Source organism: Aeromonas sp. 602200, assembly GCF_049173895.1.
GTDB classification, from domain to species: Bacteria; Pseudomonadota; Gammaproteobacteria; order Enterobacterales; family Aeromonadaceae; genus Aeromonas; species Aeromonas veronii_A.
In genome coordinates this window covers 214,020-239,916 of sequence record NZ_JAAKSL010000002.1, presented here as the reverse complement: position 1 = coordinate 239,916, position 25,897 = coordinate 214,020, and the positions used below count along the sequence as shown (strand labels likewise).

At 60.0% G+C, this 25,897-nt stretch carries 25 protein-coding genes; 7 read left to right on the top strand and 18 right to left on the bottom strand.

Annotated elements, in window-relative coordinates; all coding sequences use genetic code 11:
- Positions 1-51 precede the first annotated feature (51 nt).
- Complete coding sequence (locus G5221_RS04165) at positions 52-1,698, bottom strand: response regulator (RefSeq protein WP_421171808.1); 1,647 nt, start codon at positions 1,696-1,698, stop codon at positions 52-54.
- 295 nt (positions 1,699-1,993) lie between these two features.
- On the opposite strand from G5221_RS04165, the gene G5221_RS04160 reads away from it, so the two are divergent.
- Complete coding sequence (locus tag G5221_RS04160; RefSeq protein WP_103250619.1) at positions 1,994-2,419, top strand: Hsp20/alpha crystallin family protein; 426 nt, start codon at positions 1,994-1,996, stop codon at positions 2,417-2,419.
- 61 nt (positions 2,420-2,480) lie between these two features.
- On the opposite strand, the gene G5221_RS04155 is transcribed toward G5221_RS04160, so the two are convergent.
- Positions 2,481-3,536: an FAD:protein FMN transferase gene (locus G5221_RS04155; RefSeq protein ID WP_227342336.1), complete on the bottom strand. Its 1,056-nt coding sequence runs from the start codon at positions 3,534-3,536 to the stop codon at positions 2,481-2,483.
- Between the two features lie 335 nt (positions 3,537-3,871).
- On the opposite strand from G5221_RS04155, the gene azu reads away from it, so the two are divergent.
- Positions 3,872-4,312 carry an azurin gene (gene azu / locus G5221_RS04150; protein ID WP_227343020.1) on the top strand — a complete coding sequence of 147 codons (441 nt, stop codon included), beginning with the start codon at positions 3,872-3,874 and terminating at the stop codon, positions 4,310-4,312.
- 114 nt (positions 4,313-4,426) lie between these two features.
- Here azu and G5221_RS04145 read toward each other — a convergent pair whose 3' ends face one another.
- The 10 genes from G5221_RS04145 to G5221_RS04100 form a co-directional block, all read right to left on the bottom strand.
- On the bottom strand, positions 4,427-4,984 hold the full coding sequence (locus G5221_RS04145; RefSeq protein WP_227342338.1) for a HutD family protein: 558 nt from the start codon (positions 4,982-4,984) through the stop codon (positions 4,427-4,429).
- Between the two features lie 84 nt (positions 4,985-5,068).
- Positions 5,069-5,728, bottom strand: a complete 660-nt coding sequence (locus G5221_RS04140; protein ID WP_421262877.1) for a YceH family protein — start codon at positions 5,726-5,728, stop codon at positions 5,069-5,071.
- Between the two features lie 139 nt (positions 5,729-5,867).
- Positions 5,868-8,006, bottom strand: coding sequence for a diguanylate cyclase domain-containing protein (locus tag G5221_RS04135; RefSeq protein ID WP_421262876.1), 2,139 nt, complete (start codon positions 8,004-8,006; stop codon positions 5,868-5,870).
- The gene (locus G5221_RS04130) at positions 8,003-9,196 is read right to left on the bottom strand and encodes a sugar ABC transporter substrate-binding protein (RefSeq protein ID WP_421262875.1); all 1,194 of its coding nucleotides are present in this window, start codon (positions 9,194-9,196) and stop codon (positions 8,003-8,005) included. The genes G5221_RS04135 and G5221_RS04130 overlap by 4 nt, the downstream gene beginning before the upstream one ends.
- A 162-nt stretch (positions 9,197-9,358) precedes the next feature.
- Complete coding sequence (locus G5221_RS04125; protein WP_005337763.1) at positions 9,359-9,574, bottom strand: YdcH family protein; 216 nt, start codon at positions 9,572-9,574, stop codon at positions 9,359-9,361.
- 285 nt (positions 9,575-9,859) lie between these two features.
- Positions 9,860-10,450, bottom strand: coding sequence for a hypothetical protein (locus tag G5221_RS04120; RefSeq protein ID WP_204382038.1), 591 nt, complete (start codon positions 10,448-10,450; stop codon positions 9,860-9,862).
- The gene (locus tag G5221_RS04115; protein WP_115521104.1) at positions 10,447-11,808 is read right to left on the bottom strand and encodes an MATE family efflux transporter; all 1,362 of its coding nucleotides are present in this window, start codon (positions 11,806-11,808) and stop codon (positions 10,447-10,449) included. The genes G5221_RS04120 and G5221_RS04115 overlap by 4 nt, the downstream gene beginning before the upstream one ends.
- Positions 11,809-11,929: 121 nt before the next feature.
- Positions 11,930-13,753 carry a SulP family inorganic anion transporter gene (locus G5221_RS04110; RefSeq protein ID WP_005361668.1) on the bottom strand — a complete coding sequence of 608 codons (1,824 nt, stop codon included), beginning with the start codon at positions 13,751-13,753 and terminating at the stop codon, positions 11,930-11,932.
- Positions 13,754-13,824: 71 nt separating this feature from the next.
- Positions 13,825-14,415 (bottom strand): nucleotidyltransferase family protein, encoded by a 591-nt coding sequence (locus tag G5221_RS04105; protein ID WP_421262874.1) that lies wholly within the window; start codon positions 14,413-14,415, stop codon positions 13,825-13,827.
- Positions 14,402-14,662: a GNAT family N-acetyltransferase gene (locus tag G5221_RS04100; protein WP_005337747.1), complete on the bottom strand. Its 261-nt coding sequence runs from the start codon at positions 14,660-14,662 to the stop codon at positions 14,402-14,404. Before G5221_RS04100 ends, G5221_RS04105 begins: the two co-directional genes overlap by 14 nt.
- 194 nt (positions 14,663-14,856) lie before the next feature.
- Between G5221_RS04100 and G5221_RS04095 the strand changes: the two genes are divergently transcribed.
- A complete protein-coding gene (locus G5221_RS04095; RefSeq protein ID WP_139407190.1) occupies positions 14,857-15,159 on the top strand; it encodes a hypothetical protein in 303 nt (100 codons plus the stop codon).
- Here the strand turns inward: G5221_RS04095 and G5221_RS04090 are convergent.
- Genes G5221_RS04090 through G5221_RS04075 form a run of 4 tightly spaced genes read right to left on the bottom strand, consistent with a single transcriptional unit; the run spans position 15,156 to position 18,935 of the window.
- The gene (locus G5221_RS04090) at positions 15,156-16,340 is read right to left on the bottom strand and encodes an iron-containing alcohol dehydrogenase (protein ID WP_421262873.1); all 1,185 of its coding nucleotides are present in this window, start codon (positions 16,338-16,340) and stop codon (positions 15,156-15,158) included. The two genes, G5221_RS04095 and G5221_RS04090, sit on opposite strands and share 4 nt — an antisense overlap.
- A gap of 18 nt (positions 16,341-16,358) precedes the next feature.
- The gene (locus tag G5221_RS04085; protein WP_040094758.1) at positions 16,359-16,877 is read right to left on the bottom strand and encodes a hypothetical protein; all 519 of its coding nucleotides are present in this window, start codon (positions 16,875-16,877) and stop codon (positions 16,359-16,361) included.
- A complete protein-coding gene (locus tag G5221_RS04080; protein WP_043821368.1) occupies positions 16,858-17,478 on the bottom strand; it encodes a TetR/AcrR family transcriptional regulator in 621 nt (206 codons plus the stop codon). Before G5221_RS04080 ends, G5221_RS04085 begins: the two co-directional genes overlap by 20 nt.
- 11 nt (positions 17,479-17,489) lie before the next feature.
- On the bottom strand, positions 17,490-18,935 hold the full coding sequence (locus G5221_RS04075) for a coniferyl aldehyde dehydrogenase (RefSeq protein WP_421262872.1): 1,446 nt from the start codon (positions 18,933-18,935) through the stop codon (positions 17,490-17,492).
- Positions 18,936-19,147: 212 nt separating this feature from the next.
- Between G5221_RS04075 and G5221_RS04070 the strand changes: the two genes are divergently transcribed.
- From G5221_RS04070 to G5221_RS04060, 3 genes are all read left to right on the top strand, one after another.
- Positions 19,148-19,441, top strand: a complete 294-nt coding sequence (locus G5221_RS04070) for a hypothetical protein (RefSeq protein WP_005353197.1) — start codon at positions 19,148-19,150, stop codon at positions 19,439-19,441.
- A gap of 221 nt (positions 19,442-19,662) precedes the next feature.
- Positions 19,663-20,631, top strand: a complete 969-nt coding sequence (locus G5221_RS04065; RefSeq protein WP_005337734.1) for a nucleoside hydrolase — start codon at positions 19,663-19,665, stop codon at positions 20,629-20,631.
- 106 nt (positions 20,632-20,737) lie between these two features.
- The gene (locus G5221_RS04060; RefSeq protein ID WP_005353195.1) at positions 20,738-21,073 is read left to right on the top strand and encodes a DUF3634 family protein; all 336 of its coding nucleotides are present in this window, start codon (positions 20,738-20,740) and stop codon (positions 21,071-21,073) included.
- Positions 21,074-21,161: 88 nt separating this feature from the next.
- Here G5221_RS04060 and G5221_RS04055 read toward each other — a convergent pair whose 3' ends face one another.
- Together G5221_RS04055 and G5221_RS04050 are read right to left on the bottom strand one after the other, a co-directional pair.
- Entirely contained in the window at positions 21,162-22,367 is a 1,206-nt protein-coding gene (locus G5221_RS04055; protein WP_421262871.1) for a c-type cytochrome, read from the bottom strand.
- The gene (locus tag G5221_RS04050; RefSeq protein ID WP_421262870.1) at positions 22,364-24,289 is read right to left on the bottom strand and encodes an NAD(P)-binding protein; all 1,926 of its coding nucleotides are present in this window, start codon (positions 24,287-24,289) and stop codon (positions 22,364-22,366) included. Before G5221_RS04050 ends, G5221_RS04055 begins: the two co-directional genes overlap by 4 nt.
- A 613-nt stretch (positions 24,290-24,902) precedes the next feature.
- On the opposite strand from G5221_RS04050, the gene cyoA reads away from it, so the two are divergent.
- On the top strand, positions 24,903-25,895 hold the full coding sequence (gene cyoA / locus G5221_RS04045; protein WP_421262869.1) for a cytochrome o ubiquinol oxidase subunit II: 993 nt from the start codon (positions 24,903-24,905) through the stop codon (positions 25,893-25,895).
- Positions 25,896-25,897 lie beyond the last annotated feature (2 nt).

Sequence of the window (25,897 nt, the reverse complement as noted above, 5' to 3'; positions counted from 1 at the left end):
ATTGCCGAACTGGTTTCAGCATAGGCGGGGAAAAGGGGGCACGGCGGCGTCTTAGCTGAACTGGTTGAACTCCTGGCGCAGCTTGCGAAAACGCTCCTGCTGGGCCGGGTTGAGGGGGATGCCGTCGAGCACCTCCAGGGTCTCCTTGCATTCGGCACCAAACTCCGGGCTCTTGCGGTTTTTCTGCATCAGTTGCAGCAACACCTGGATCTTGTTGAGGGCGGCACCGGTATTGGCGGGCGCGCGGCGCAGGGCCTCGCGGAAGTGACCGAGTGCCTGTTCAAGCTCCCCGGCCTGATAGGCTTTGATCCCCAGATCGTTGAGCTGCTGGTAGCGCTGACGCCGCTCCAGTACCGTCTTGTCATCCCGGGTTGCCTGAATACAGGTGGTGAGCAGCCGGTCTTCGTCCTCCGCCAGCAGCCCTTGCAGGCTTTCGGCATATTCAAACTCGCCGAGCTGGTAGAGGGCAAGGATGGTCTCGCCAAGCAGGGCGGGGGGCATGGTGGCCGGTTCATCAAGCCAGTTCTGATTGGCGCGATAGAGCATCTTCTTGCCCTTGAGCAGCTCGCCCAGCGCAATCTGCACCCGGGCCTGACAGATCTGCTCGAACACCGGGTAGTTGAACTCCGACATCATCAGCGAATCGCGGATGCGCGACAGGGCAGAATTGACCTGCTTTTGCAGGTTGGCGATGTGGTAGCTGTCGTTGCTGTTGAGGGCGTAGAGGGTCAGGGTCTGGATATAGGCCCCCAGATAGTGGGGGGTGCGGTGAATGGAGTTGCGGGACAGGTCGATCAGCGACAGCAACACATCCTTGGCCTGGGCATAGTCGTGGCGCAGCAGGCACACCTCCGCCAGTCGGCGGGAGAGTTGCACCGACTGGGGGGAGATGTCCACCGCCCGCCTGAGCTCCTGCTGCGCCTGCTCGTCATTGCCGAGGGCGAGTTGGGATTCCGCCAGCCAGAGGTGAGCTTCCACCATCAGCGGGGTATTTTTGAGGGTCGCCTGCAGATGGCTGACCGCCTCTTCATGGAGCCCCAGAGTGTTGCACGCCTTGCCCAGCGTCAGGCGGGCCCAGCTGTTCTCCTGGCCGGCCAGCAGCTGGCGCATCAAGGCGCGAGCCTCCTGTGCTTCACCCAACTTGAGGTGGGTATCGGCCTGCAAGCAGCGGCAGTAGTTGGCAAAACGGGGCACCGCATCGGCTCGCTCGGCACAGGCGGTAATGAGAGCCTGGAAGTTGTTGTCGGCCAGGGCGGTGAATACCGGTGCCAGGGCATGACGCCGGGCGAGGGCGCGTCTGAGGCGAAACGAGAACTGCTCCTGGGAGAAGGGCTTCATCAGGTACTCGTCGGGCTCGGCCTCCAGCGCACTCAGCACCATGGCGCGGGAGCTGTCGCTGCTCACCATTATCACCACGCTCTGGGGCGGGATCAGGCTCTGGTCACGCAGACTCTCCAGCAACTGGCGGCCATTTTCGCCGACCCCGAGATCGTAATCGATGAGATAGATGTCGAAGCTGCCCTTCTGGCAGCGACGCCGTGCATCCTCGGCGGTATTGGAGTAGGTGATGTTGCTGATACCCAGATTGATCAGCATCGCCTTCATCATCACCTGAAACGAGCGCTGCTCATTGACCATCAGAATGCGTTGGGGCTTGGCAGGGCTCTTCTTTTCTGACGCGTTTTCCGGTGTCTGCATTGTTCTGGGTCGAGGCGCTACGGGTTGATGGGAGAAAGTGTGCCACCAAAGCGTGTCAAGTGGCAATCAATGTGCTTTTGTCACGCAACTTTCAGTTTCCATGTCACGCTCTGTGCCTGGTGGCCAGGGCGATGTGGTTGATCCATATCAAATAAAGCTCAGATGGGGTGGCAGCACGCGGCACACTTTTTAGACTGATAGAGGGGGCAAAGACAAGCCTCGGTCACATATAGGCCCCATCAGGCAGGTATCAGGGCCTGCCTCTGTCAGTCCATGAATCACGGAGGGATCAGAGATGAGTTTGCTACCAAGCCGTACCAGTCTGTTCGATGACCTGTTTCGCGATATGGCGTCCGGCTTCTATATTCGCCCCTTGCACGGGGACCCCTTGCCGAGCCAGATCAGGCTGGATTTGAAGGAGAGTGATGGCAACTATGTGCTGCAAGCCGAGTTGCCGGGGGTTGCCAAAGAGGACATCCATGTGGATATCCATGGTAAACAGGTGACGCTGAAAGCGGAGATCCGCCAGTTTGACAGCCAGAACAAGGATGAGCGAACACTGCGCAGTGAACGCTATTTTGGCAGTGTTTCACGCACTCTGGAGTTGCCGGTCGAGGTGGCGCTGGACAAGGTCAGCGCCAGGTTCGAGAACGGTATCCTCACGTTGCAACTGCCCAAGCAGGTGGAAACGCCAGCCCCTCACCGGGTGACCATCGAATAGCCCGTGACAAGTTCATCATCAACCGTAATGAGAAGGCCCCGTTATCGGGGCCTTCTGTTTATCAGTGCTTTTCTGTCGGTTGCTTCGCCAGATAGTGGGCGAATTGGGGCGTGTACTTGGCCTTGAACCCCTGTTCGGTCTTGATGATGAGATAGACCGCCAGCTTGTGCTGTTTGGCAAATGCCATACCCGCTTCGGGCCCCATCACCATCAGCGCGGTATCGAGGGCGTCAGCCTCAAGCGCGGTCGGGGTGATCACGCTGGCGGAGACTAGCTTGTGGGTGACCGGCTGGCCGGTGGCAGGATCGATGATATGGGAGTAACGCTGGCCATCCAGCTCGTAGTAGTTGCGATAGCTGCCTGCGGTGCTGAGCGCCATACCGTTGGGGATGACGATATCGGAAAACGCCCCCGGCTGATCGGAGGGTTCGACGATGGCCACTTTCCATGGCGAGCCCTTGCTGTTGTTGCCCTTGCTGCGCACCGCACCGGCCACTTCGATCAGGTAGTTGTGTACCCCCTTGCCCTCGAGCAGGGTGGCGATTTCATCCGATGCCGCCCCTTCGCCGAGAGTGGAGAGGTCGAGATAGAGATCCGGGATCGTTTTTTCGAGCAGGAAGTGATCCCCTTGCGGGGTCAGGGTCAGCTTGTCGATGCCCACCTTGTGGCGGGCGGCGGCGATGGCTGCCTCATCGGGCCGCTTGACTGGCCGTTTGTCCGGGCCAAAGCCCCACAGATTGACCAGAGGCCCCACGGTCACATCCAGCTTGCCGTTGGTCAGCTTACCGGCATCAATCCCCTGCTGGACTATGATGGCCATGGCGGGCGGGATGGCAAACGGGGTATTGGCGGGCCCCTGATTGAAACGGGAGATGAGCGAGCCCGGATCGTAGGTGGAGATCTCCTTGTTCATCCGGGCCAGCAGGCTCTCTACGTCGCTTTTGAGGGCGGGCTCCCCACCGGGGTAGCTATCGCTCAGGGTCACCACATAGTAGGTACCCATGGTCTTGCCCTGAATACGGGTCTGGGCAGGCGGGGTGGGCTGGCAGCCGGCCAGCGCCAGCAGCAGGGTCAGCAGCAGGCCGCGCAGGGCCGCCACGGGGGTTATCGCAATCATCCGGCGCTCTCATCTGGAGAAGGTTCATATCGGGGCGCTAGCTTAGCCAAGGGGCGCCCGCCGGGCGAGCCCTGATGGGGGCAATCGGAGGGAAAAGGGCAGAAAAAATTAAACATTTTTGAACCTGTGGCTGGAGCGGGTCGTATCGTCCATCCGTGAGGGAGATAGTGGCGAGTAGAGCACCGTCTGGTGACCTAGCCCGCAGCTTTGGCCAAAACCCATCGCCGATTGAAAACAATTGAGTAAAATGAAGGTCGATTTAGACGGCATCTTTGCGAAGCGTTCACCGCATCCGCCAAGTCGTTGCCATCCATTGCCAATCAAAGGAGAAGATGATGAAAAAGGCGATTACCCTGCTGTTTCTGAGTACTCTGGCTGCCCCGGTTCTGGCGGATGAGTGTGCACTGGTCATCGAAGGCAATGATGCCATGCAGTACAACCTCAAAGAGATGAGCGTTCCGGCCACCTGCAAAGAGGTGACGGTCACTCTGAACCATACCGGCAAGCTGCCTGTGACCGCCATGGGCCATAACTGGGTGCTGTCCAGCACCGCAGACTATCAGACTGTGGCGACGGCGGGGATGAGCGCCGGGGCCGAGAACGGCTATCTGCCCAAGGATGATCCCCGCGTGCTGGCGCATACCAAGCTGATCGGCGGTGGCGAGAGCAGCAGCGTCACCTTCAAGACCGACGGTCTGGCGGGCAAGGATCTCACCTTCTTCTGCTCCTTCCCCGGCCACTTCGCCATGATGAAGGGCTCCTTCAAGGTCAACTAAGGTGCTGAGCGGCATCGAGCCGGTTGCCTCAATAGAAAAAGCCGGGATTTCCCGGCTTTTTCATATCTGTCGCTTGTTGTGGCGTGGCATGACTGCGCACAGCCGACTTTCGCGTTATTTGGCCTGCAGGGTAAAGAAGGCGATGGTGGTCTTCTTCTGGCATTCGAAGTGAATGCTCTCTTCACCGGTCACCACCAGCGTCTCGTTGATGGCCACCTCTTTGCCCTGCACGGTCAGCTGGCCGCTCAGCAGGTGACAGAGGTAGGTCTTCCCTGGCTCGAGGGTCAGGGTCAGCGGGAAGGGGAGGTTCAGCACCCGCACGTTGGCGCTGATGCGAGCCGGATGGTAGATAAGCCCCAGATCGGTCACCTCTTTTTTCAGCAACTCGCAGTGGGTTTCCTCGTCGCCGCTAAAATGCGCCGCCTCGAAGGTGGCGTAGGGGTGGCCGTTGAGCACAAAGCCAGCCCCGCTTACCGGCAGCAAAATGCGCTGATAGCCGGGAAAGGGGGAGAAGGGGCCCGCGCTCTTGATGGGTGCCGAGCTCAGTCGATAGTCAAAGTCGAGTTTGGCAAGGCTGCTCCCCTTGGGGGAGATGAGGATCTGGCTGGTTGTGCCCTGCTGGTTTTTCCAGGGCATCTTCTGGTGGTCAGACTCTTTAATCAGGGTGATCACGGGCACTTCCTCACGATAAAAAACACAGGGAGCCGGGGACATCAACCCCGGCTCCCTGATAGAGATTGGCGATGGTAAAGGCGATCAGCCCTGACCATCCAGTGCGGCCAGCCGCGCTTCCATGGCGGTGAGACGACTCTTGAGCTCGCTCACCTCCTGCTCCAGCTCGCTCAGGCGGTCGGCGGTAGGGGAGGCATAGGCAGCCGCAGGAGCGGCATTCATCATCGCCTGAATATCCACCTCACCGCTGAACAGGTGGGCGTAGCGGGATTCGCGCTTGCCCGGCTCGCGCGGCAGCTTGACCACGTAGGGGCCACGCTCGATGAGTTGGGTCAGCACTGCATCCACCTCGGTGACATCATCGAAACTGCAGAGGCGGTTGGTGCGCGAGCGCAGCTCCCCCGGTGTTTGCGGGCCGCGCAGCAGCAGCTCGCAGATGATGCCGAGCTCCTGGGCATCGAATTTCAGTTCACCAAACTCGGTGTTGCAGAATCTGTGCTGGTAGCGGGGGACCCGGGCATTGAAACCGGCAGTGTTGACTACCAGGCGTCGGCGGATCAGCTCGTCCACCACGGCGCGGATATCGAGCTCGGAGAGCTCCAGTACCGGCTCGCGGTTGCTCTTCTGGTTGCAGGCGTTGACCAGCGCATTGAGGGAGAGGGGATATTGATCCGGGGTGCAGATCTCTTTTTCAATCAGACACCCGATGACACGGGCCTCCAGTGGGCCAAGTACTAACTCCATTTCCTACTCCCTAGCAAATCGCGATATCAAGAGCCCCCTATCTTAGTCATGCCCCGCACCGCGTCCAGTTTTGCGCGCCATTTTTGCGAGCTAATCAGAGGGTTGGCGAAAGGCTCGCCAACGCCGGAGGTCTCTGTTTTTAGCGCTGCCCCTGATAGAAGCGCGCCTTGTCGGCATACATGGCGTCATCCGCCACCCGGCTCAGCTCCGCCAGCGGGGTCTGGTCGCTGCTGCTCCAGCCGATGGCAAAACGCAGCGGGAAGCTATGCTCCCCATGTTGCACGATGGCGTGCTGCTGGCTTGCTTCCAACCTGCCTGCCAGCTGCTGGCAGGCGAGGTGATCCGCCTCTGCCAGCAGCACGAATTCGTCTCCTCCCATTCTGAATATGCTCTCATTCTGTCGGCACAGCGTGCGCAGTAGTCGTGCCATCTGGATCAGCAGGGCGTCGCCCGCCTCGTGCCCATACTGGTCGTTGGTGCGCTTGAGGCCGTTGAGGTCGAGCATGAAGAGGGCGAGGTGACGCTCCGGATGGCGCGCCAGCACAGCCTGATAGTGATGGAACATCTCTTCGAACGCCTGGCGGTTGGGCAGGCCGGTGAGGTTGTCGGTGCGGGCGACCCGTGCCAGTTCATCGGTAAAGAGTCGCCCCTCGATGCCCACTGCCAGTTGCTTGGCAAACAGCCGCAAGATAGCCCTGTCCTCCGACTCCAGCCCTTCGGCGCTCACCATCAGATAGCCAAACAGCACGCCACTCTGGCTGCCGGGCAGGGTCATGATCTTCCAGAGTGCGTTATCCCACTGGCATTCGGAGTGTTTGACCTCCTCATCCATCAGTTGGGTCAGCGTCTCCTGCAGGGCATCCCGCAAGGGAGCATCGACCCCCTGGGTCAGGGAGTAGTGGGGCTGGCCATCGCGGCGGATCACCAGCCCCCAGCGGTGACCGGGATAGAGCTGGGAGAGCTGCAACAGGGCGGAGCTAGCCAGCTCGGCGATATCCACATCCAGCTGCTGGTGCAGACCGAACTGCAGCCAGGATTGCAGCACATGGCGGCTGCGCTCCTCCCGGCTCAGGGCCGAACGCAGGGCGGTCGTTTGGGATGCCACCTCTTGCTCCAGCTCGTCATTGAAGCCGAGCAGCCGCTGGTTGAAGGCCTCTTTCTCGCTGTTGGCCTGCTGCAGTTGTTCGTTCTGTTGATAGAGTGCCCGCACCTGGGCCGAGATGGTGTAGGCCATCTCCTGCAGCAGTTGGCGTACCTCGTCGTACTCCACAAAGCGCAGCGGTGCCTGCCGTTGCTGGTAGTTGCCCTTGCCATAGCTGCGCACCAGCGCGGCCAGCGAGCGCAGCGGTCGGGTGAGCCAGCGGGTAAGCCAGACACAGCCGATGGCCACCAGCAGCAACATGACGGCGATGCTGATGGTGAGCAGCTGCTGGGATTTGTTCAGCTCGCTAACCCTGTCATCGCTGTAGCTGTAGAGGGTGATGGTGGGGGTAATCATCTCTGCAAGTTGTGGCCAACCGATGGTCAAGAGCTGCGCCATCTGGCTGGGGACCCGGTCATCCATGTCTCTGGTGTTGTCATGTGAGCCCTCGTAGAGAGGGGTATCTCCTTGTGAAATGACCAGATACTCGCTCCCCTTGAGATAGGGTTCCAGCAGCTGGGCCATCTGTCGCCAGGGGAGGATAGCCATCACGAAGCCGGAAGGGGTCTGCATCACCCCAGCGCGCTGGTGGTTGCGATAGATGGGGGCCACCAGCGCCAGCCCGCCGCTGCGGTTTTGCTCCATGTCGTCGACTAGCACGGGATCATCGACGGGCAGCAGCAGATGCTTGCCCTGTTTCGCCTCGCGGGTCTTGCTCCAGGCCATCAGCTGTGGCATCAGGTTGCTCGATTCAAGGTGGGAGGCCCGGCCGTTGATGTACTCCACTACCCGACCCTGATCATCGATCAGGTAGGCCGAGGTCAGTAAACTGTTGGACTTGATGAAGGTAGCCAGCACCAGCCGGGCATGACTGGAGAAGAGAAAATTCTCGAGTGCCTGATTGAGCACCCGGTCGTTGCTGAGTTGCTGAAGTTGGGTGCCGATCAGCTCGCTGCGAAAGCGTGCCTCACGGGTCATGCTGGTGAGGGCCCGTTCCAGCTGGGATTGTTCGCTCTGGGCAATGATCTGGTGCTGACGAGCCAGCAATATGCCGCTCACCAGCAGCGCAGGCAGCAGGGCAACGGTGAACAGGATGACGATGAGCGTCGGGCCGAGACGAAAGGTACGGTGGCTCATTTTGACTTGACCTGCCGGTATTGCTGATCAGCCAGTTGCTGCATGTAACGGGCCGCATCAGCAGCACTGCTTCCCTCCTTGAAACGCTCGAACCCCTTGTCCATCGCCTGCCAGGCAATGGACATGGCACTGTCGGAAGGCATGGGAGTACTGAGGGTAAACTGTTCCAGCAGCACCTTTTCGTGCGGGGCGGGGTGTTGGTTGATGGCGGCAAAAGCCCGCTGATTGATTGGCAACAGCGCTCCCTGCCGATAGATCAATTGCTGATTATCGTCCCGCTGGATGAAGGCCATCAGGGCTTTGATGACGGCCTGCCGCTCTTCATCTGCCATTGCCCAACGAGAAACACTGAGAACGTAGGCTCCGCTCATGGAGTGCATCGGGCGCTCTTCCCAGTGAGGCAGCAGGGCCACCCCAAGCCGTTCACCCATGTTTTTCAGCAGGTCATTGAAAGCCCAGTCCCCATTGACCAGATAGGCACTCCTGCCCTCGTTGAAACGGGCCAGGGCGGTATCATAGTCGCAGTCGGGATCGCCCCACTGCTCTCTGGCGACAGTACGGTATGCTTCCAGGGCCTGAACCATGGCCGGGGTGTCGAGAGTGATGCGCCCTTCGGTCACCGGCGAGCCACCAAAGGTAAGCAGAAACGCCGCAAAGTAGTACATGTCGTGATAGGGCCAGCTGACGGGGGAGACCCCTTGTGCAAGCAAGGGGGGAGTAATGGCGTTCAGCTCTTGCCAGCGGGTGATTGGGGTTGAGACCAGTGTCTTGTTGTAAAACAGCATCAGATGGTTGCCCTGCATCATGGGCATGCCCCAGCGCTGCCGGTCGAGGGTGACATAACGCAGGGCGCTGGCCATCAGCGCGGGGGAAAACCACTCGGCCGGGATGGGGGCGAGGGTCATCTGGCGATAGAGGCCGATAAAATCGGAGGGGATCAGCATCAGGTCGGGCAGCCCCCTTGCCTGAGCCGCCAGCAGGATATCTGCCTTGATCTTGCCCGGCTCGATCTGGGTGACGTGAACCTTGTGATTGCCTTCCTGATTGAAGCGGGTGATCACGTCGTCGATCACATACCCGGCCTGCTGTGAGTGCCACAGCTCCAGTACTGGCTCCTGGGCCCGCAGTGGCTGAATGCCAGAGAAGATGCAAAGCAGCAAAAGATGATAAAAAACGCGATCTATGGTCATGTTACCATCACATCTGTACCTTGGATCAGAAATGAAAAATGTAACAAACAACTGCTCCTGTCGGTAGTGTGGTGGATCAACTAATTGAGTTAAGAGACAAAAAGCCCGGCGCTTGGGCCGGGCTGAGGGATAAATTGCTTATCCGGATTATCTTCGAGGCATCTATTGTGGATGTTGCTTGAGGATGTCGTATATCTCCTCTTTCAGTTTGAGTTTCTGTTTTTTCAGATCCCTCACCTCGGCGCTATAGTCGCTGGCGTGATGTTTTTCCAGCTTTCTAATCTCCGCATCCAGGTCGTTGTGCAAGTCAAACTTCTTCTGGAAATGGACATCACTGCTCTTCAGTTTCGAGATAAGTTCTCTGTACTCTGGGAACATGTAATGGAGCCTCCTTGGTTTCGTTTGATTGTGCCTTAGAGACCAAACTACCCCTTCCCCCCCCAGATAAATGTGATCCGGATCCAATTCGGCAACAATGGTTTGCTGCATAAAGAGTATGTTTTTTAACTTCTTGAATCAAAAGCAGATCAGACATTCATTAGTCAGAGGGAGAGGGATAAACTGGAATCCTGATCACAGTTGTGACGGCGGGATGATGGTCGCGAGCCGGTAAACGGCAGCAAAAAAGGGGCATAGCGCCCCTTCATATAACCGGTATGGCATTTACTCTTTTTTCTTTTTCTTCTCGGGCAGCGGCTTGCCGTCGCGGTGGATCACCTTGCCCGCTTCAAAGCCAATCTGGGCGGCCAGCTCCTCCAGATCCGCCGACTTGGCCTGATCCCCGATGGCGTATCGATAGTTGGCGATGGAGAGCTTGTCTGCCACCGGCGTGCCCGGGACAATGGGCTCGCGCCAGCCCTGGCCGATGTGAGCCACCAGGGTGCCATTCATCAGCAGCTCGCCAACAATCTCCTGGGTCGGGTTGCCCTTGCCGTAGGTGAGACCCTGCGGGTGCTTCTTGCCGACCAGTGGTTCGTTGCTGGCCGGGATCAGCTTGGTGCGGATCAGCCACTTGGGCTTCTTGGTGTTGCCCACCGCCTTGCCGGTCTGGTACTCGTTGATCTTGATGGTCTTGATCATCTGGGCCATGAAATCCTTGGTCAGCGCCTTCTGGGCGTCGCTGGTTTCATCGATGGCGATGGGGGCCACATACCAGGTCTGGGTGGCTTGAGCCTTGGGAGCGGCAGGGGCAGTTTGTGCCATGGCCAGGGGGCTGAGCAGGATGGCAGCCAGCAAGAGTCCTATCTTCTTCATTGTGATTCCGCTTTTGTTTCAACAAGAATTTTGTTTTGCCAGCGACGACTGCGCCAGCGCCAGAACATAGCCAGACCGCGCACCCACTCGTCGCAGGCCAGCGCCAGCCAGATACCGACCAGTCCATAACCCTGCATGATACCGAGGAAATAGGAGAGTGGCACGGCAATTCCCCACATGGAGAGCAACGCCATGTAGAGGGGGAAACGGGCATCCCCGGTGGCCCGCAGGGCGTTGATCACCACCAGATTGAAGGTGCGGCCGGGTTCGAGGATAAGGCTGATAAGAAACAGTTGCGCCACCTGGGTGATGATGTCGGCATCATCGGTAAAGAGACTGATGATGGTACGGCCATTGAGGGCCGCCGCCACGGCGATGACGCAGGTGACCGCCAGCCCCAGCTTGAGGCTCTTGAGCAGCTGCTGATAGGCGCGTTCGAACTGTCTTGCTCCCGCCAGATGGCCGATGATGATCTCGTTGCCAAGGCCGATGGAGAGGCCAAACAGCAGGATAAACAGGCAGATCTGAAAGAAGTAGGATTGGGTCGCCAGCGCCTTGTCACCCAGCAGTCCGACAAAGGCTGTCACCACCATAAACTGCAGCATCCAGGAGAGGTTCTCTCCTGCCGCCGGCAGGCCGATATGGAGCACCTTGCCCAGCATCTCCCGGCTGGGGTGGACGATATCGCGCACCACCAGTCGAATGCCGGTCTTGCGGGCGACCAGCCAAACCAGCAGCACCACGCCGATCAGGCGGCCCGCGACCGTGCTGATGGCGACACCGGCGACGCCAAGCTGGGGCAGGCCGAACCAGCCGTAGAGCAGCAGCAGGTTGCCGACGAAGGTGATGAGGTTGACGATCAGGGTCACATACATCGCCTGACGGGTGTGGCCGTGAGCGCGCAGGGTGGCCGCCAGACAGAGGGCTGCCGCTTCCGGTAACAGGCAGAGACCGATGATCTGCAAGTAAAGCGTCCCGTCGCTCATCAGGTTGGCGGGCAGGTTCATCAGCGCCAGCATGGTGCTGGCCCCCGCCATCACGCCGATGGCCGCTACCAGACCGATCAGCAGATTGAAGCCGATGGCGGTGTGGATCACCACCCGACTCTTCTCCCGATCGCCGGCCCCCAGATACTGGGTGATCACCACGCTGGTACCGATGCTGACGAAGCTGAACAATGTGATGGCGAGATCGAACACCTGATTGCCGACCGCCAGCGCCGCCACTCCCTGATAGGAGACGTGACCCACCATGAAGGTGTTGAGGGCACCGGTCAGAAAGTGCAGGGCGAGATCGATAAAGAGCGGCCAGGTCAGCGCAAAGAGCGTGCCCGGGCCTGCATGGGATTGAGATTGCATGGCATGTCCAACAGCTGGGAGGGCACGGGGGAGTGTCCTCTGGGGGCGCATTTAACACCAAGGCCAAGGCCGGTGCAATCCTTGTGCAGGATTGCACCGGCCAGGGGAGCAGGCCAAGGGATCAGGCAGGCGTGGCGCCCGCCTCCTGTTCGCTTGGCAAGGTGAGGCGAGCCGAGTCGGGCAGGGCATCATCCTGTGGCCAATTTGAGCGGATGGCATCTGTGGTGCTCTCCACCACCGCATCATCCTTGAACACCGGCTCGCGATAGCAGCGGGTCAGGCGCAGCGCCTGATACATGTCGGGGCAGAGGATGATCCCCTCATCGCCCACCCGCACGCCCGCCTGCTTTAGCCAGTGGGTCATCTGGCCGTGGCGACCCGCCATTACCATATGGATGCCGCGCCGTTTCAGCTCCTTGTGCAGCTCCCCCACCATGCTCATCACGCTGATGTCCTGATGGGTGAAGCAGGCGACCGCATCGATCACCAGACACTTGGGGGCTCGGGGATCCTGCACCAGCAGGGCCAGCACCCGCCGCTTGAAGTAGGGGGCGTTGAAGTAGGTGAGCGGCGAGTTGAAGCGATAGACCAGAATACCCGGGATCGCCTTGGCCTGTTCGTTGTCCCCCAGGGTACGCACCACCCCCTCGTCATCCATGCCGAGCAGCTGGTCGGTGGGGCGCATCACATTGCGCAGGAACTGGAACAGCCCCAGCAACACGGCAAGGGTGATCCCCGGGATCACCCCCATGGTGAGCACGCTGATAAAGGTGACCAGCGCCAGCCAGAAGGCGGATCGATCGGAGTTACGCAGGGCCCAGAGACCGCGAAAATCGGTGAGCGACAGAGAGGCCATTACCAGCACCACCCCGAGGGCGGCGGTGGGAATGTATTTGAGCGGCGCCGTCAGATAGAAGGTGATGAGGGCGATCACCGCCGCGGCGATGATAGAGACCAGCTGGCTCTTGCCGCCGTTGGCGTCGTTGACCGCGGTGCGTGAATCCGCGCCGCTGATGGCAAAACCCTGTGAGACCGCGGAGGCGAGGTTAGCCATACCGAGGGCCCGAAACTCCTTGTCCGCGTCGATTTCGTAACCGTTTTTGGCTGCAAAGCTGCGAGCGGTCAGCATCATGGAGACGAAGCTCACCATGGCCAGGTTAAGGGCGGGCAGTACCAGCTCCCGCATCAGACCGGGGGGAAATTCCGGCATCTGGAACGCAGGCAGGCCGGAGCCCACCGTCCCCAGGGTGGCGATATCAAACTGGCCGAGATTAAAGCCCCACACCAGCGCAGCGGTCACTACCATGGCCACCATGGAGGAGGGCCATGCCGGTTTGTAGCGCTTGGCCAGCAGCAGGGTGAGCAGGGCTACCAGACTCATGGCCAGGGTCGGCAGATGGGTCTGGGTGATATAGGTGGCCCCGCTGGCGATCCGCTCGATGAGGTAACGTTCGCTGAAAGTGAAGCCGAAGATCTTGGAGAGCTGGCCCACCATGATGGTGATGGCCACACCATTGAGCAGCCCCATCAGGATCGGGCGGGAGAGAAAGTCCGCCAGCACTCCCAGCTTGAAGCGGCTGGCAATCAGGCACCAGAAGCCGGTCATGGCGGTCATGGTCATCACCAGTTGCCAGTGACGGGTGGGGTCGCCTGCGGCCAGCGGCGTCACCACAGCGGCAATGACCGCACAGGTGGCGGCATCGGGGCCGACAATCAGCTGGCGGGAGGTGCCAAACAGGGCGTAGACCAGCATGGGCAGGATGCAGGAGTAGAGACCGACGATGGCACCCACCCCGGCAAGCTCGGCATAGGCGATGGCGACGGGCAGCGCCACTGCCGCCACCGAGAGTCCGGCGCGAAGATCTGGCATCAACCAGGCGCGCTGGTAATGCAGCAGGGCGGCGAGGCCCGGTAGCCAGCGTTCGAGAGAGAAGAAGTCGCGCATTATTTAACCCATTGAGTTACAACCAGCTTTTCCCCTAGTGTGCCCAAGGTTATCGAAAGATTGCAATCAGGTTATGGCCAGTTTACCTGAAGGTCAGGCCAGATAGCCTGCCAGCGTTTCTCCTTGATGCGCTGGGTAAAAATCTGTTTGTCCTGGCGACATTTGGGGTTTGCACTCACTTGCAGCGACCAGTTGATGGCAAAGCCGTAGGGGGCAAGCCACTCGAACTCGCCATCTCGGGTGAGGCGTACGCCGATGCAGGTGGGCACCTCGACCCAGTGGCTCAGCGCCTCAAGGCTGCTGGCAAACGGCGCCACCAGCTGCCGCGTGTGCATGCGAGCCTGATTGCGCACTTCCCACTGCTGGCCGGGTAGGCGTTTGGCGAGCCAAGCTTCGTGCTCCGCTTCGGCCAGCCCTTGCAGATCGGTTTTATCGAGATAGATAAGGTCGATATCGTTGAGCGGGGTGGGCACCGCCTTGTGGTGAAGGTGATCCCAGATGAGGTTGCGGATAAAACCGGCCCCCAGCGCCCAGTCGGGCAGATTGAGCTCGGCCGCGACTTGCAGGCAGGCCATCCGCTGCGGATCGGCCCGCAGCAGGGCTTCTGTTTTGGCTTGGAATTGCTGTTCGAGGGCGGAGTTCAGAGGTTCAGTTGTTGGCATTGCGGCGTAACCAGACATCAATGTAGCGGCAGCTCGGCACTATAGTGAGCCCCTCCGCCTGAGTCCAGTTGAAGAAGGCGCGCGCCAGCTGATCGGCAATCCCCTGTACCCGCAGCTCGGGGGGCACGAAGGTGCTGTAGGCGTCGATGGTCTTGGCATCGAGCCGCCGGTAGCGCAGTCTCGACTCTTTCCCCTCCACCATACAGATGAACTGCTGCTGGTTGGCCTGATGGATGATGTCGCTCATGGTGGGCACCTCTGGCATAAAGTTGGGTCTCTCGGCACAACATAACTGTTAGCCAAGGTATAGAACAGATAGTGGATGATGTATCGATTGTTATCAGGATTATTGAGCCAGCTCTTGCTCTCTGGCTTTTATCTTGGCACGAATCGATGTGGCAATAATCAGCAAGTTCGGAAGAGGTAAAAATGGACACGGTAATGTTGAAAGTTACCCGGAAGGTGTTGGCTCAAAGTCAGAACAGCCCGGATCAGCGGCAGATTGCGATTTCTGATGCATCTAACCCTGAACTCAAGGCTCAGTTTGAAACGGCAGGTAAAAATAGAAAAATTCGGCTGTTGTTGGCCAAGAGAATCTCATTGTGGATGGGAGATACGGGGGCTATTTGGTATAGCCACAATCGCGCCAGCAAAAAGAACCAAGAGGATTTTGATCAACTCTTTTCATTGTTGGCGCACCATCCTGATGCGCCATTCCAGTTTATTTGTGAGGTTGCGGGTTAGGCCCATGCTCGCTCCAGCAGGGTGAGTAACTGCTCACGGTCGGCGTCCTTGCGATTGAACAGCAGGGCACCGTCGTTGATCGCCAGATCGCGGATCTCGGTCAGTAGCGAGCGATCGCTTACCCCTGCCTCGCTCATGGAGCGCGGCAGCTTGACCGCTTGCCACAAGGTGTCGCGCAGGGTGCGAATAGCTGTGATGGTCGCCTCCGCCCGCTGATGGGCCGGGGTGGCAGCAAAGCGCTCTGCCCCCACCAGCGGCAACAGCAGCCGGGCCAACTCGCTATCCACCTCGGGGCGGTTGTAGTCGAGCACGGTCGGCAAAAAGAGGTTCATGCACAGCCCGTGGGGCAGATGGCAGCGGGCTCCCAGACTGTGGCCGAGGGCGTGCACCAGCCCCACCATGGAGTTGGAAAAAGCCATGCCAGCCAGCGTGGAGCCTTCCGCCAGTTGCAGCCGCAGCTGTTTGTTTTGCGGGTCGTGGATGATTTGCGGCAGGGCGCTGGCGATCTTCTCCACTGCCATCAGTGCCAGCGCATCGCTCACCGGGTTCTTGGCGGTACCGATAAAGGCCTCGATGGCGTGGGTCATGGCGTCCATGGCGGTAGCGGCGGTGATATTGAGGGGCAGCCCCTGGGTCAGGCGCGGGTCGAGCACCGCCAGCTGGGGCAGCAGGAAGGGGGAGGTGAAGGGCACCTTGCGCCCGCTCGCCTCATCCTTGATCACCGCCACCAGCGTCACTTCTGATCCTGTGCCCGCCGTAGTGGGCACCACCGCCAGCGGCTTGAGGGGACGGGTCAGGCAACCGGCGCCCGAGTAGTCGAGCAGATGATCCCCCCCCATGGAAGTGAGAATGTTGACTGCCTTGGCGGTGTCGATGACCGAGCCGCCCCCCAGTGCCACCAGACTGTCGCAGTCGAGCTCGCGGTAGCGTTTGGCGATCCGCTCCACCACGGCGGTGGAGGAGTCGGCCGGGATCTCGTCCCAGATGGCGGCGACCGGCAGCTCCCCTTCGGCCAGCACATTGGCCAGCAGGGTGGCAAGGCCGGTGGCATTGACCCCCTTGTCGGTCAGCAGCAGCGGGCGACGGGCCCCGAGGCTGGCCAGCTCGCTGGCCAGTTGCTCCAGCGCCTGTTCACCGGCCAGCAGTTTGACCGGGCAGAAGAAATCGTAATAGCGGCTCATTTCAAGGCTCCTTGCGCGTTAGCCGGTCACCAGACCCAGATAGATGTTACAGGCCCGGCCGATCTTGTTGGTCGGGGCGGGATAGTGGCGCAGCAGCGGCCGCGCGATAAAAGCGGGCAGGATCAGGGACTGCAACTGCTCAAGCCCCCGCACCAGATGCATGGCGACGGTCAGGTCTCCCTCCACCAGCAGCCGGTTTTCGCCAAATGCCTGATTGACCCCGAGCCGAAAACTCAGGGCGCGAAAGGCGATATTGGGGTGCTTGAAGCGTACCCGCAGCGGATGGATGGTGGCATGAGGGGCGGCTGGCGCACCGGGATACCAGCGCCCACCCTGCTTGTGCATGTTCATGGCGTAGCCGATGCCGCCTACTTCGAGGCGAATAGCCAACCCGTCCGGCAACGGCGCCAATTCACGGCGCACTGCCTCGTCGGTGCGGGCGGCGCGGCAGAGGGTGCGACCCACCACCCAGAGCAGAGTGGTGATCCAGAGGCGGCGGCCAAGGGCTGCCGCAGGTTCAAACATCCGTGTTTGCATGAGGATTGGCTCCTGAGATGGCTGACCAGAAGAGAGCGAACGCACTGGCTTGCCAGTAGTCGTCCTCTCCCAGCTCCGGTTGATCGACAAACAGTGATGCGCAGGCGAGGAACTGGCCCTGACACACCTCCAGCAACAGTGGCGCGGGAGCCTGCATCAGCTCGCCGCTGGCCTGCCCCTTTGCCAGCAGAGCAGGCAGAAAGCGCAGGGCATCGTTCAGGATCTGGCTGCGGGCCGGTCTGGCCAGCAGCGGAGAGTGAAAGAAGCCCAGCACGAATTTGAGCTCATTGGGATGCGCGAGCATCCACCCCATCGCCAGCTGCCAGTAGTGGCGGGTCTGGTCGTACAGCGGCAGGGTCGGATCTGCTTCATGGATGGCGCTCCCCATCCGGGTTTTCACATCCTGATAGAGGGCGAGGATCAGCGCCTCCTTGCTCGGAAAGTGGTGGAACAGAGTGCCGTTGGCCACCCCGGCCGCCTTGGCGATACGGGCGGTGGCGGCCCCCTGCAAGCCATCTTCGGCGCAGAGGGCGAGGGCGGCATCCAGGATCTGGCGGCGCTTGTCGGTCATGTTTTGTGGCTGCGGGATAGCCTGGTTCATGGTCATCTCCATCAGCGCAGGAAGAAGGCCATCATCAGCTTCTGGATCCAACTGTGGTAGGGCGGATGGATCAGGGAGCCGGTGGTGAACTTGCCGCGGGTCAGCACGGTTTTCGCCTTGGAGAAGGTAAGGAACCCCTCGTGGCCGTGGTAGTGGCCCATGCCGGAGGCGCCGATGCCGCCAAACGGCACATCGTCGGCCGCCACCTGAAACAGACTCTCGTTGATGGCCATGCCGCCGGAGTGGGTCTCCCGGGTCACCCGTGCCTGCAACTCGGGGTCGAAGCTCATCAGATAGAGGGCCAGCGGGCGGGGCCGCTCAGCCACATAGGTGAGCGCCTCCTCCAGGGTGTCGTAGGGGATAAGCGGCAGTAGCGGCCCGAAGATCTCCTGCTGCATCACCTGACACTGACCCGGCACCCCGGTCAGCAGGTGGGGCACCAGCAGGCGACGCTGATCATCGCGGGCCGGACTGCCACAGGGGTGGAGCTGGGCACCCGCCTGCTCGGCTTCATCGAGCCAGCTGACGAGACGTTGATACTGGCGGTCGTTGATGATGGCGCCGTAGTCAGCACTATTGAGCCCCTGAGGGTAGAGCTTGCTGAAGTGGCGGCGATACGCGGCGATAAAGTTATCCACCTCGCTGCGGGGCAGCAGCACATAGTCGGGGGCGACGCAGATCTGCCCGGCGTTGAGGCTCTTGCCGAAGATCATCCGCTCGACCGCGGTGGCGACCGGCATGTCGGGGGCGATGAGACAGGGGCTCTTGCCACCCAGCTCAAGGGTGAGGGGGGTGAGCTGGGGCGCGGCGGCGGCCATCACCAGCTTGCCCACCATGGTGGAGCCGGTAAACAGCAGGTGATCGAACGGCAGCGAGCTGAACGCCGCCGCCATCTGGGCATCCCCTTCGATGATGGCGATCTCGTTTTCGTCAAACACGCTGGTGAGCATTGTGCGCAGCACGGCGTTGGTATGAGGGGTGAACTCGGAGAGTTTCAGCATCGCCCGGTTGCCCGCCGCGATGGCGGTGATGAGGGGGCCAAGGCTCAGCATCACCGGAAAGTTCCACGGCACGATAATGCCGACCACCCCGAGCGGCTGGAAGTGCACCTCTACTTTGGCGGGGGCCAGCAGCAGGCCGGTGTGACGGCGGTGGGGCTGCATCCAGCGCTTGAGCCGCTTCTGGGTGTAGTTGATCTGCATGATGCAGGGCAGCACATCGGCGATCAGGCTGTCGTAGTGGCTGCGCTGACCATAATCTGCCGCCAGCGCCTTGCACAGCTGTCCCTTGTGGGCGAGCAACGCCTGCTTGAGTTTGGTCAGCTGCGCCCGGCGCTCGGCCAGGGTAGGCATGGGGTGAGCCAGACTCGCCCGCTTGAGCCGTGCCAACTGATCCGGCAGGGACAATTTGATGGCGAGGATATCCTCAGGAGTGTGTTGAAGCTGCGCCGCACCCATGTTGTTCTCCGCATGAAAAATGACCGACTGATTAGTCGGTCTAAATCTAGCTGTTTGTTACCGGAATGTAAAGCTGGCAAGCTGTCTGCCGTTCACCACGAGCCGGACGCAAGAGAGAACTGTGTGTCTCCCCACACTTTTGTGGTTTGCTCGTTGGTGGCTTATCTAATAAGGGGTAGTTTTTGGCTATTAACCTACACGGAGAGAGCACTATGACCAGGGAACTGAACAGCTTGTTGGCCCGGCTTGAAGATGTGGTTGAGCGGATGCCGGATTGCTTCAACACCTACGAATTCGCCCAGAAGCTGGCACTGCAATATCAGCCGGAATTCTTTGCTGCGGGCCACTCTCTGGCCGAGCACGAGGGCAAGGTACTGCGGGTGCTGCACCAGAAGATCGCCGAGGCGCTGGCAGGTAGCGAGATGGTTATTGAAGGGGCTCTGCTCCCCTGCGTCACCCCCTGGGGGGAGAAGGCGACCTCACCGCGCTGGCATCGCAAGCACTGAGGGTCGTAGTCAGGCAGATCACTGCCAGATAGCAGATAACGAACAACGATAAAGGGCGCGGCGCTGGCAACAGGGCCGCGTTTTTTTATGCTAATTGTCGCCAGCAGCGCCACCGCTTCCGGGAGCAAAGGCTCGGTCTGTGATCCCATGCCGGGATATGGGGGCGTCAGCCAGGTAGACTCTCCCTTTTGCCGCAGGGTTTGTCACCGTAGGAATTTCTCATGACCCATAAAATCATTCTGGATACCGACCCGGGTATCGACGATGCCATGGCCATCCTGTTTGCCGAGGCCCACCCCGCCATCGAGCTGCTCGCCATCACCACTGTTTTTGGTAACGCCACCATCGACAATGGCACCCGCAACGCCCTCTGGCTCAAGCAGAAGTACGGCATGAAGGCGGATGTGGCCAAAGGCGCTGCCGCCCCGCTGCTGCGAGAGCCGGTCGGCCCCACCACCATAGTCCACGGCCCGAGCGGCTTTGGCGACATGGAGGCGGGGGAGGTGACTATCGCTCCGGATCCCCGCCCCGCCTGGCAATATATTGTCGAGGCGGTCAAAGCCGCGCCGGGGGAGATCACTCTCGTCACTATCGGCCCACTGACCAATCTGGCGCTGGCGCTACAACAGGCCCCCGAGATTGTCTCGCTGGTGAAACAGGTAGTAGTGATGGGCGGCGCCTTTGGCGTCAACGGCCATCGTGGCAACGTCACCCCCTATGCCGAGGCCAATATCCACGACGATCCCGATGCCGCCGACCGGGTCTTTACCGCCGACTGGCCTGTGGTGATCATCGGGCTGGACGTGACCCAGCAGAGCTTCTTCAGCAGCGCCTATCTGGATGAACTCAGAGACAAGGCGGGGGAGCCGGGCCGCTTCCTGTGGGATGTCAGCCGCTTCTACCTGCGCTTCTACTCCGAGAAGTTGGGGCTCTCCGGTTGCCACGTTCACGATCCGTCCGCTATCGCCTATGTGATTGATCCGACCCTCTTTACCCTGCGGGAAGGGCCGGTGCGGGTGATCACCAGCGGCCCGGCCATCGGCCACACCCTGCAAAAGTTCGATGGCAAGCGCCACTCCCACGATGACTGGGCAGCCTATCGTCCGCAGCAGGTCGGGGTGGCGGTGCGCGATGAAGCCTTGCTGGCGCTCTATCGCGAGACGCTGGTGGGCTGGGGCAAGGATTGCTGAGCAAAGGGGCGCTATTGCGCTGACGCGGGGGCTGTGATCGGCGCCAAACAATCGGAGCGCACGGCCGCTTATACTGCCTTATATCAAGAGCTTGGGAGGGATGAAGATGGCCTGGATTTCCTTGATAGTGGCGATTGCGCTGATCTGGTGGTTGATGAAGCTGGGGCGTGGTGCCCTGTTCGAGATCCGTCTTGCACCCGGCAAGGTAGTGGTCAAGCAGGGCAAGGTGTCACCCGCCTTTATTGAGCATGCCAAGCAGATCCTGCGCCACGACACGGTGCGCGGTCGCATTGTGGGGCAGCGTGATGGCGATGGCGTCAAGCTGATCTTCTCCCGATCTATCCCCGAGCCGGTGGCCCAGCGGTTTCGCAATATCTTCCCCTATGGCGATTACCGCCAGCCAACGGCGCCACTGCCGGGGCCAAAATCCCGAAAGGGATAAGCACCGGAACCTGGTTAATCGATAGCAAACGGGCCTCCAGTGGAGGCCCGTTTTTTATGGCACTTGGCCAAGAGAGAGCTGACAGCCCTTACTCCTTGCCGTGCAGCTCGCGCTGGGCCTTGACCGCTGCCGCCTTGACGGCGGTGCCTTCATTGCCCCAGGAGGCGCGCAGGGTGTTGACCAGCTCGGCGAGCCGCTCGTCATCCATGGTCCAGCCATAGCCCGGCATGTGGTAACCCAGATGGCCGTGGGTGACCGGGGTCTCGGCGCCGTGCAGCAGCACGTTGATCAGGCTCGACGGATCGCTCGCCAGCACGGTGCGGTTGTTGACCAGCGAGGGGATGACGTGGTCATTGCCCTGGCCGTTGACCCCGTGACAGGTGGAGCAGTACATGGCGTAGTCCGCCTTGCCGCTGGCACTGGCGTAGGCGCGGGCCCCTTTCTCCGCCACCGGTTCATCTTTCAGATCGGTCAGATAGGTGGCGATGCTGGCCAGATCGGCGTCGCTGAAATACTGGCTGCTGTGAGTGATCACTTCCCCCATGGGGCCCGCGACCGCTTCATGCTGGCTGCGGCCGGTTTTCAGCAGGTCGATCAGCGCCTGCTTGCTGTAACGGCTGCCGCGAATGTCGGGGGCATACCAGCCATCCAGCGCCGCCCCGCTCAGGTATACGGGATCCGCCTCGGTCAGCGCTTTCTCCTGCATGCCAAGCCCGCGTGGGGTGTGGCAGCTGCCGCAGTGACCGGCACCCTGCACCAGATAGGCGCCGCGGTTCCACTCTTCGCTCTTGCCCGCCACCGGGGTGAAGCGGCTGTCATCGTGATAGACCCAGTTCCAGCCCATCAGCGGCCAGCGCATGTTGAGGGGCCAGGGGATGTCGCTCTCCCTGTTGGCGATGGCCAGCGGCTGCACCTCCTTCATCAGATAGTGATAGAGATCTTCGAGATCCTTATCGCTCATCTTGGCATAGGCGGTGTAGGGCATGGCCGGATAGAGGCGATGGCCATCGCGGGCCACCCCTTCGCGCATCACCTTGATGAACTCCGGCAGGCTGTAGTTGCCGATACCGTGGGTCTTGTCGGGGGTGATGTTGGTGGCAAATACGGTACCGATGGGGGTCGGGAACCCTTTGCCGCCCGCCAGCGGCTTGCTGGTTTCGCTGGTGTGGCAGGCGGCGCAATCGCCGAGCTTGGCCACGTATTCCCCCGCCGACATGGCGGGGGCTGCGTTGGCGGCAAGGGCGGGCAGAGCCAGCAGCAGGGCGCTGGCGGTCAGTGACAGGGCGCGGCTCATTGGGCACCTCCCTTGCTCATGGCAACCAGCTCGTTGACGGCGCGCCACGCTTCGTCGATGGCGGCGTGGGCGTAGGGGCTCCAGCCTGCATCCGAGTTGGCGATGGTGATGTTGCCGATCGGCTGGCGACCCAGTTCAATCCATTTTTCGCACTGCGCTTCGTCATCAAACAGGGTGTTGGTGACATAGGAGTAGCCGTGGGACCAGCGGTTGACCGTGATGGCAAGGATATCCTGCTCATGGTTGAAACCGGCGCTGCCGAGCATCCCCTGCAACTGTTCGCGGATCATCTGTTCATGCTGCTCGAACGGCATGCCGAGGATCATGGCGCGCCCCTTGCGGGACTGTTCGCGGGCCGACAGGCCGCTGCCCGGCAGGGTCGGTACATAGACCATGTGCAGGCACATCGGCTGATCCGGGCTCTTGGGATGCTCATAGCCACCCATGCTGACCGGATAGTCGAGCTTGACCCGGCTGTAAGGGGCTGCCGGGGAGTAGACCTCGTGCACCCCGAGCTTGACGAAGGCTTGCCAGTTTTTGATCACCACTTTGGTGTAGACCAGCGGCGCTTTGACGTTTTGGCGCAGCGCCTCCTTCTGGGGCTCCGGCATCTCGGGCACCATGTAGGGGATCATCATGTTGTAGCCAGCCATGATCGACTGCTTGGCCCGCACCCGGTGCAGTTTCCCCTCCTTGATGTAGGTGACATCCACCGCCAGCTTGCCGTCGGCGAGGCGCACGTTTTTGGCCTGCAACGCCGTGCTGCCAAGGCGCAGCTGCACCTTGTGCTCCGGCAGATCGAGCTTGCTGTAGTCAAACTTGGCCAGTACCACATCCTGCATGGTGTGACCCGGCGCCACCTGCGGGATGAGCTTGCGCACCATCAGGCGGGTGAGGCCGGCGTTGCCATCCGGGAAGTGGAAGATGTAGGGATCGTCGAGCTCAGCCTGCTCCTCGGCATCGAGCGGCGTCAGGTTGAGGCCGCCAAAGCCGGGCAGGGCACAGAGGCGGGCGTCGGCGCAGGCGGTGGCATCGATGCCGACAGCCTGAAAATCGTTGGTACGTTGCTGGAAGTAGGTGATGGCTCGTTCGCTCAGGCCCACCTTGTCGCGCAGGAAGGTGGTGTAGCTGTTGCGGGTGATCCACTCATCCTGCTGCTCGCGGGTCATGCCGCTCAGGTAGTCGGTCTTCTCCTCATGCAGGGCCAGCAGGGCGGCCTTGTCGGCATCATCGAGCGGGAAGTCACCGATAAACTCCGCCAGCGGACGGCCATTCAGGCGATCGCGCGGGATGTCATCCGCTACGTTATGGCCCGGATCACCGTTCACTATCTTGTTGACGCCAAAGTGCTTCTCGTCGAAATAGACGCCGCGGCTGAGCCCCAGATCCGGATAGAAGGTCTGCTGGAAGCCGGCGGCCAGCTCGTCGATGTTGACCTCCAGCGCTTTGAGCAGACCGAGCGCCACCGGGCTGTAGACCGAGCGCGGCGATTGCAGAGATTCACTGCCGCCGTAGCCCAGCCGCAGGCCATCGGAAGTGGTGAATTCGTTGCGCTTGGCGTGGCCGCCGAAGTCATCGTGGTTGTCGAGCAGCAGGATCTTTTTATCCGCGCCGAGCAGTTGCTGATAGAAGCAGGCTGCGGCCAGACCGCTGATGCCGGCGCCGACGATCACCAGATCGTACTCCCCCTCAAGGGGAACATTGGCAAAGTCATACTGTTTGCCATCGCGGGCGATGCTGTGGGCCGGTTCGAAAGAACCCGGGTGGTTGCCGCGCAGGCCGGTGAGGGCAGGCGGGTAGACCAGCGTCTTGTCAGCCAGCGCGCTGCCGCCTTCGGCAGCCTTGAGCAGGTTGATGGGGGCGATGCCTGCTGCGATGGTGATGGCGACGCCATTGAGAAAATCTCTGCGTGTGATGCTCATGGCAATCCCTGTTGTTTGAAGCGTTGAAAAAAAGCACAGAGCTGAAATGGTAGCTGGCAAGCAGCAAGGGGACGCAACCTACCGTCATATCCCGGTAGAGTCCATGGCTTTGATAATAAGTTATTAAACAAAATGATGAAGCTTGTAATGGCCAAAACAGGGGTAGATGTCTCCGCTTTGCATATTTATGAGACAAAACCTTGCCGAATTCATGGAATTAATTTGAATTCAGTTTGATTAATTATGGTTTTGATTGAGTTCTTTTTCGTTTTTCATATTTCCAGAGGGCACAAAAACCGTGCGGAAATAGTGTTTGTATTTTATGCGGATAGTTCAAAACCCGTTATTTGACCATGAATAGTACAAGGTTAATTGCGGTTGGTTCTCTAGCTCTGGTGCCAAGCTGATGGAAATAAAAGCAGGGTGAGATGAATTAATGATCAGCTTGTTTTATGCAGCCGCTTATTGGTCACGGGTTAACAACTGTTACATGCAAACGCCAACCTGGGCACAACATCGAGATTAATTTTTCATGTTGTTCACATAGTCAGGTTTTGTTCAGAATGATGCGTTTTTTTTACAACTTTAGCCTTGCGAAGATAAAGGACGCTGCATGAAACCTTTTGCATTAAAGAGGGGTTTGGGTGCTTTGCTGTTGCTCGCGGCCGCCGGCATGCTGACTGGCTGTGACATGGCTCTGATGAGCCCCAAAGGGCAGATTGGTCTGGAACAGAAATCACTCATACTGACGGCCCTTGGCCTGATGTTAATCGTGGTGATCCCTGTAATTATTATGGCCGTGGTATTTTCTCGTAAATACAGAGCTTCGAATACCGACGCCAAATATACCCCTGACTGGTCTCACTCCAACAAGATTGAAGCGGTTGTCTGGACCGTTCCCGTCATTATTATCGTTATTCTTGCCACTATTACCTGGAAAACATCTCACGAACTGGATCCTTACAAACCGCTGGATTCCACGGTGAAACCGATTCAGGTCGATGTTATTTCCCTCGACTGGAAGTGGCTGTTTGTCTATCCAGAACTGGGTATTGCATCGGTTAATGAATTGGCTTTCCCGGTCAATACGCCGGTCAATTTCCGGGTCACCTCCGATACCGTGATGAACTCCTTCTTCATTCCGCGTCTGGGCGGCCAGATATATGCGATGGCGGGCATGCAGACCAAGCTGCACCTCATCGCCAACGAGCCGGGCCAATATGACGGCATCTCCAGCAGCTATAGCGGTGCCGGTTTCTCGGGCATGAAGTTCAATGCCATCGCTACTCCGGATCAGGCCGGTTTTGATGCCTGGGTTGCCAAGGTGAAGGCGTCGCCAAAACAGCTGATCACCATGGATCAGTTCAATGCGCTGGCCAAACCGAGCGAGTTCCATCCGGTGGAGTACTTCTCCAGTGCCGACCCGAAACTGTTTGTCACTCTGATCAACAAGTTCATGGGTGACATGAAGCACGGCCAGCATCAGGGGATGGATCACTCACAGATGAACCATGGCGACATGGCGCAAGACGAACACATGGATCATGCCGGCCATATGAAGATGGCAATGGATGACAACTCTGTGAAAGCGGGATCCGAGGAATAACG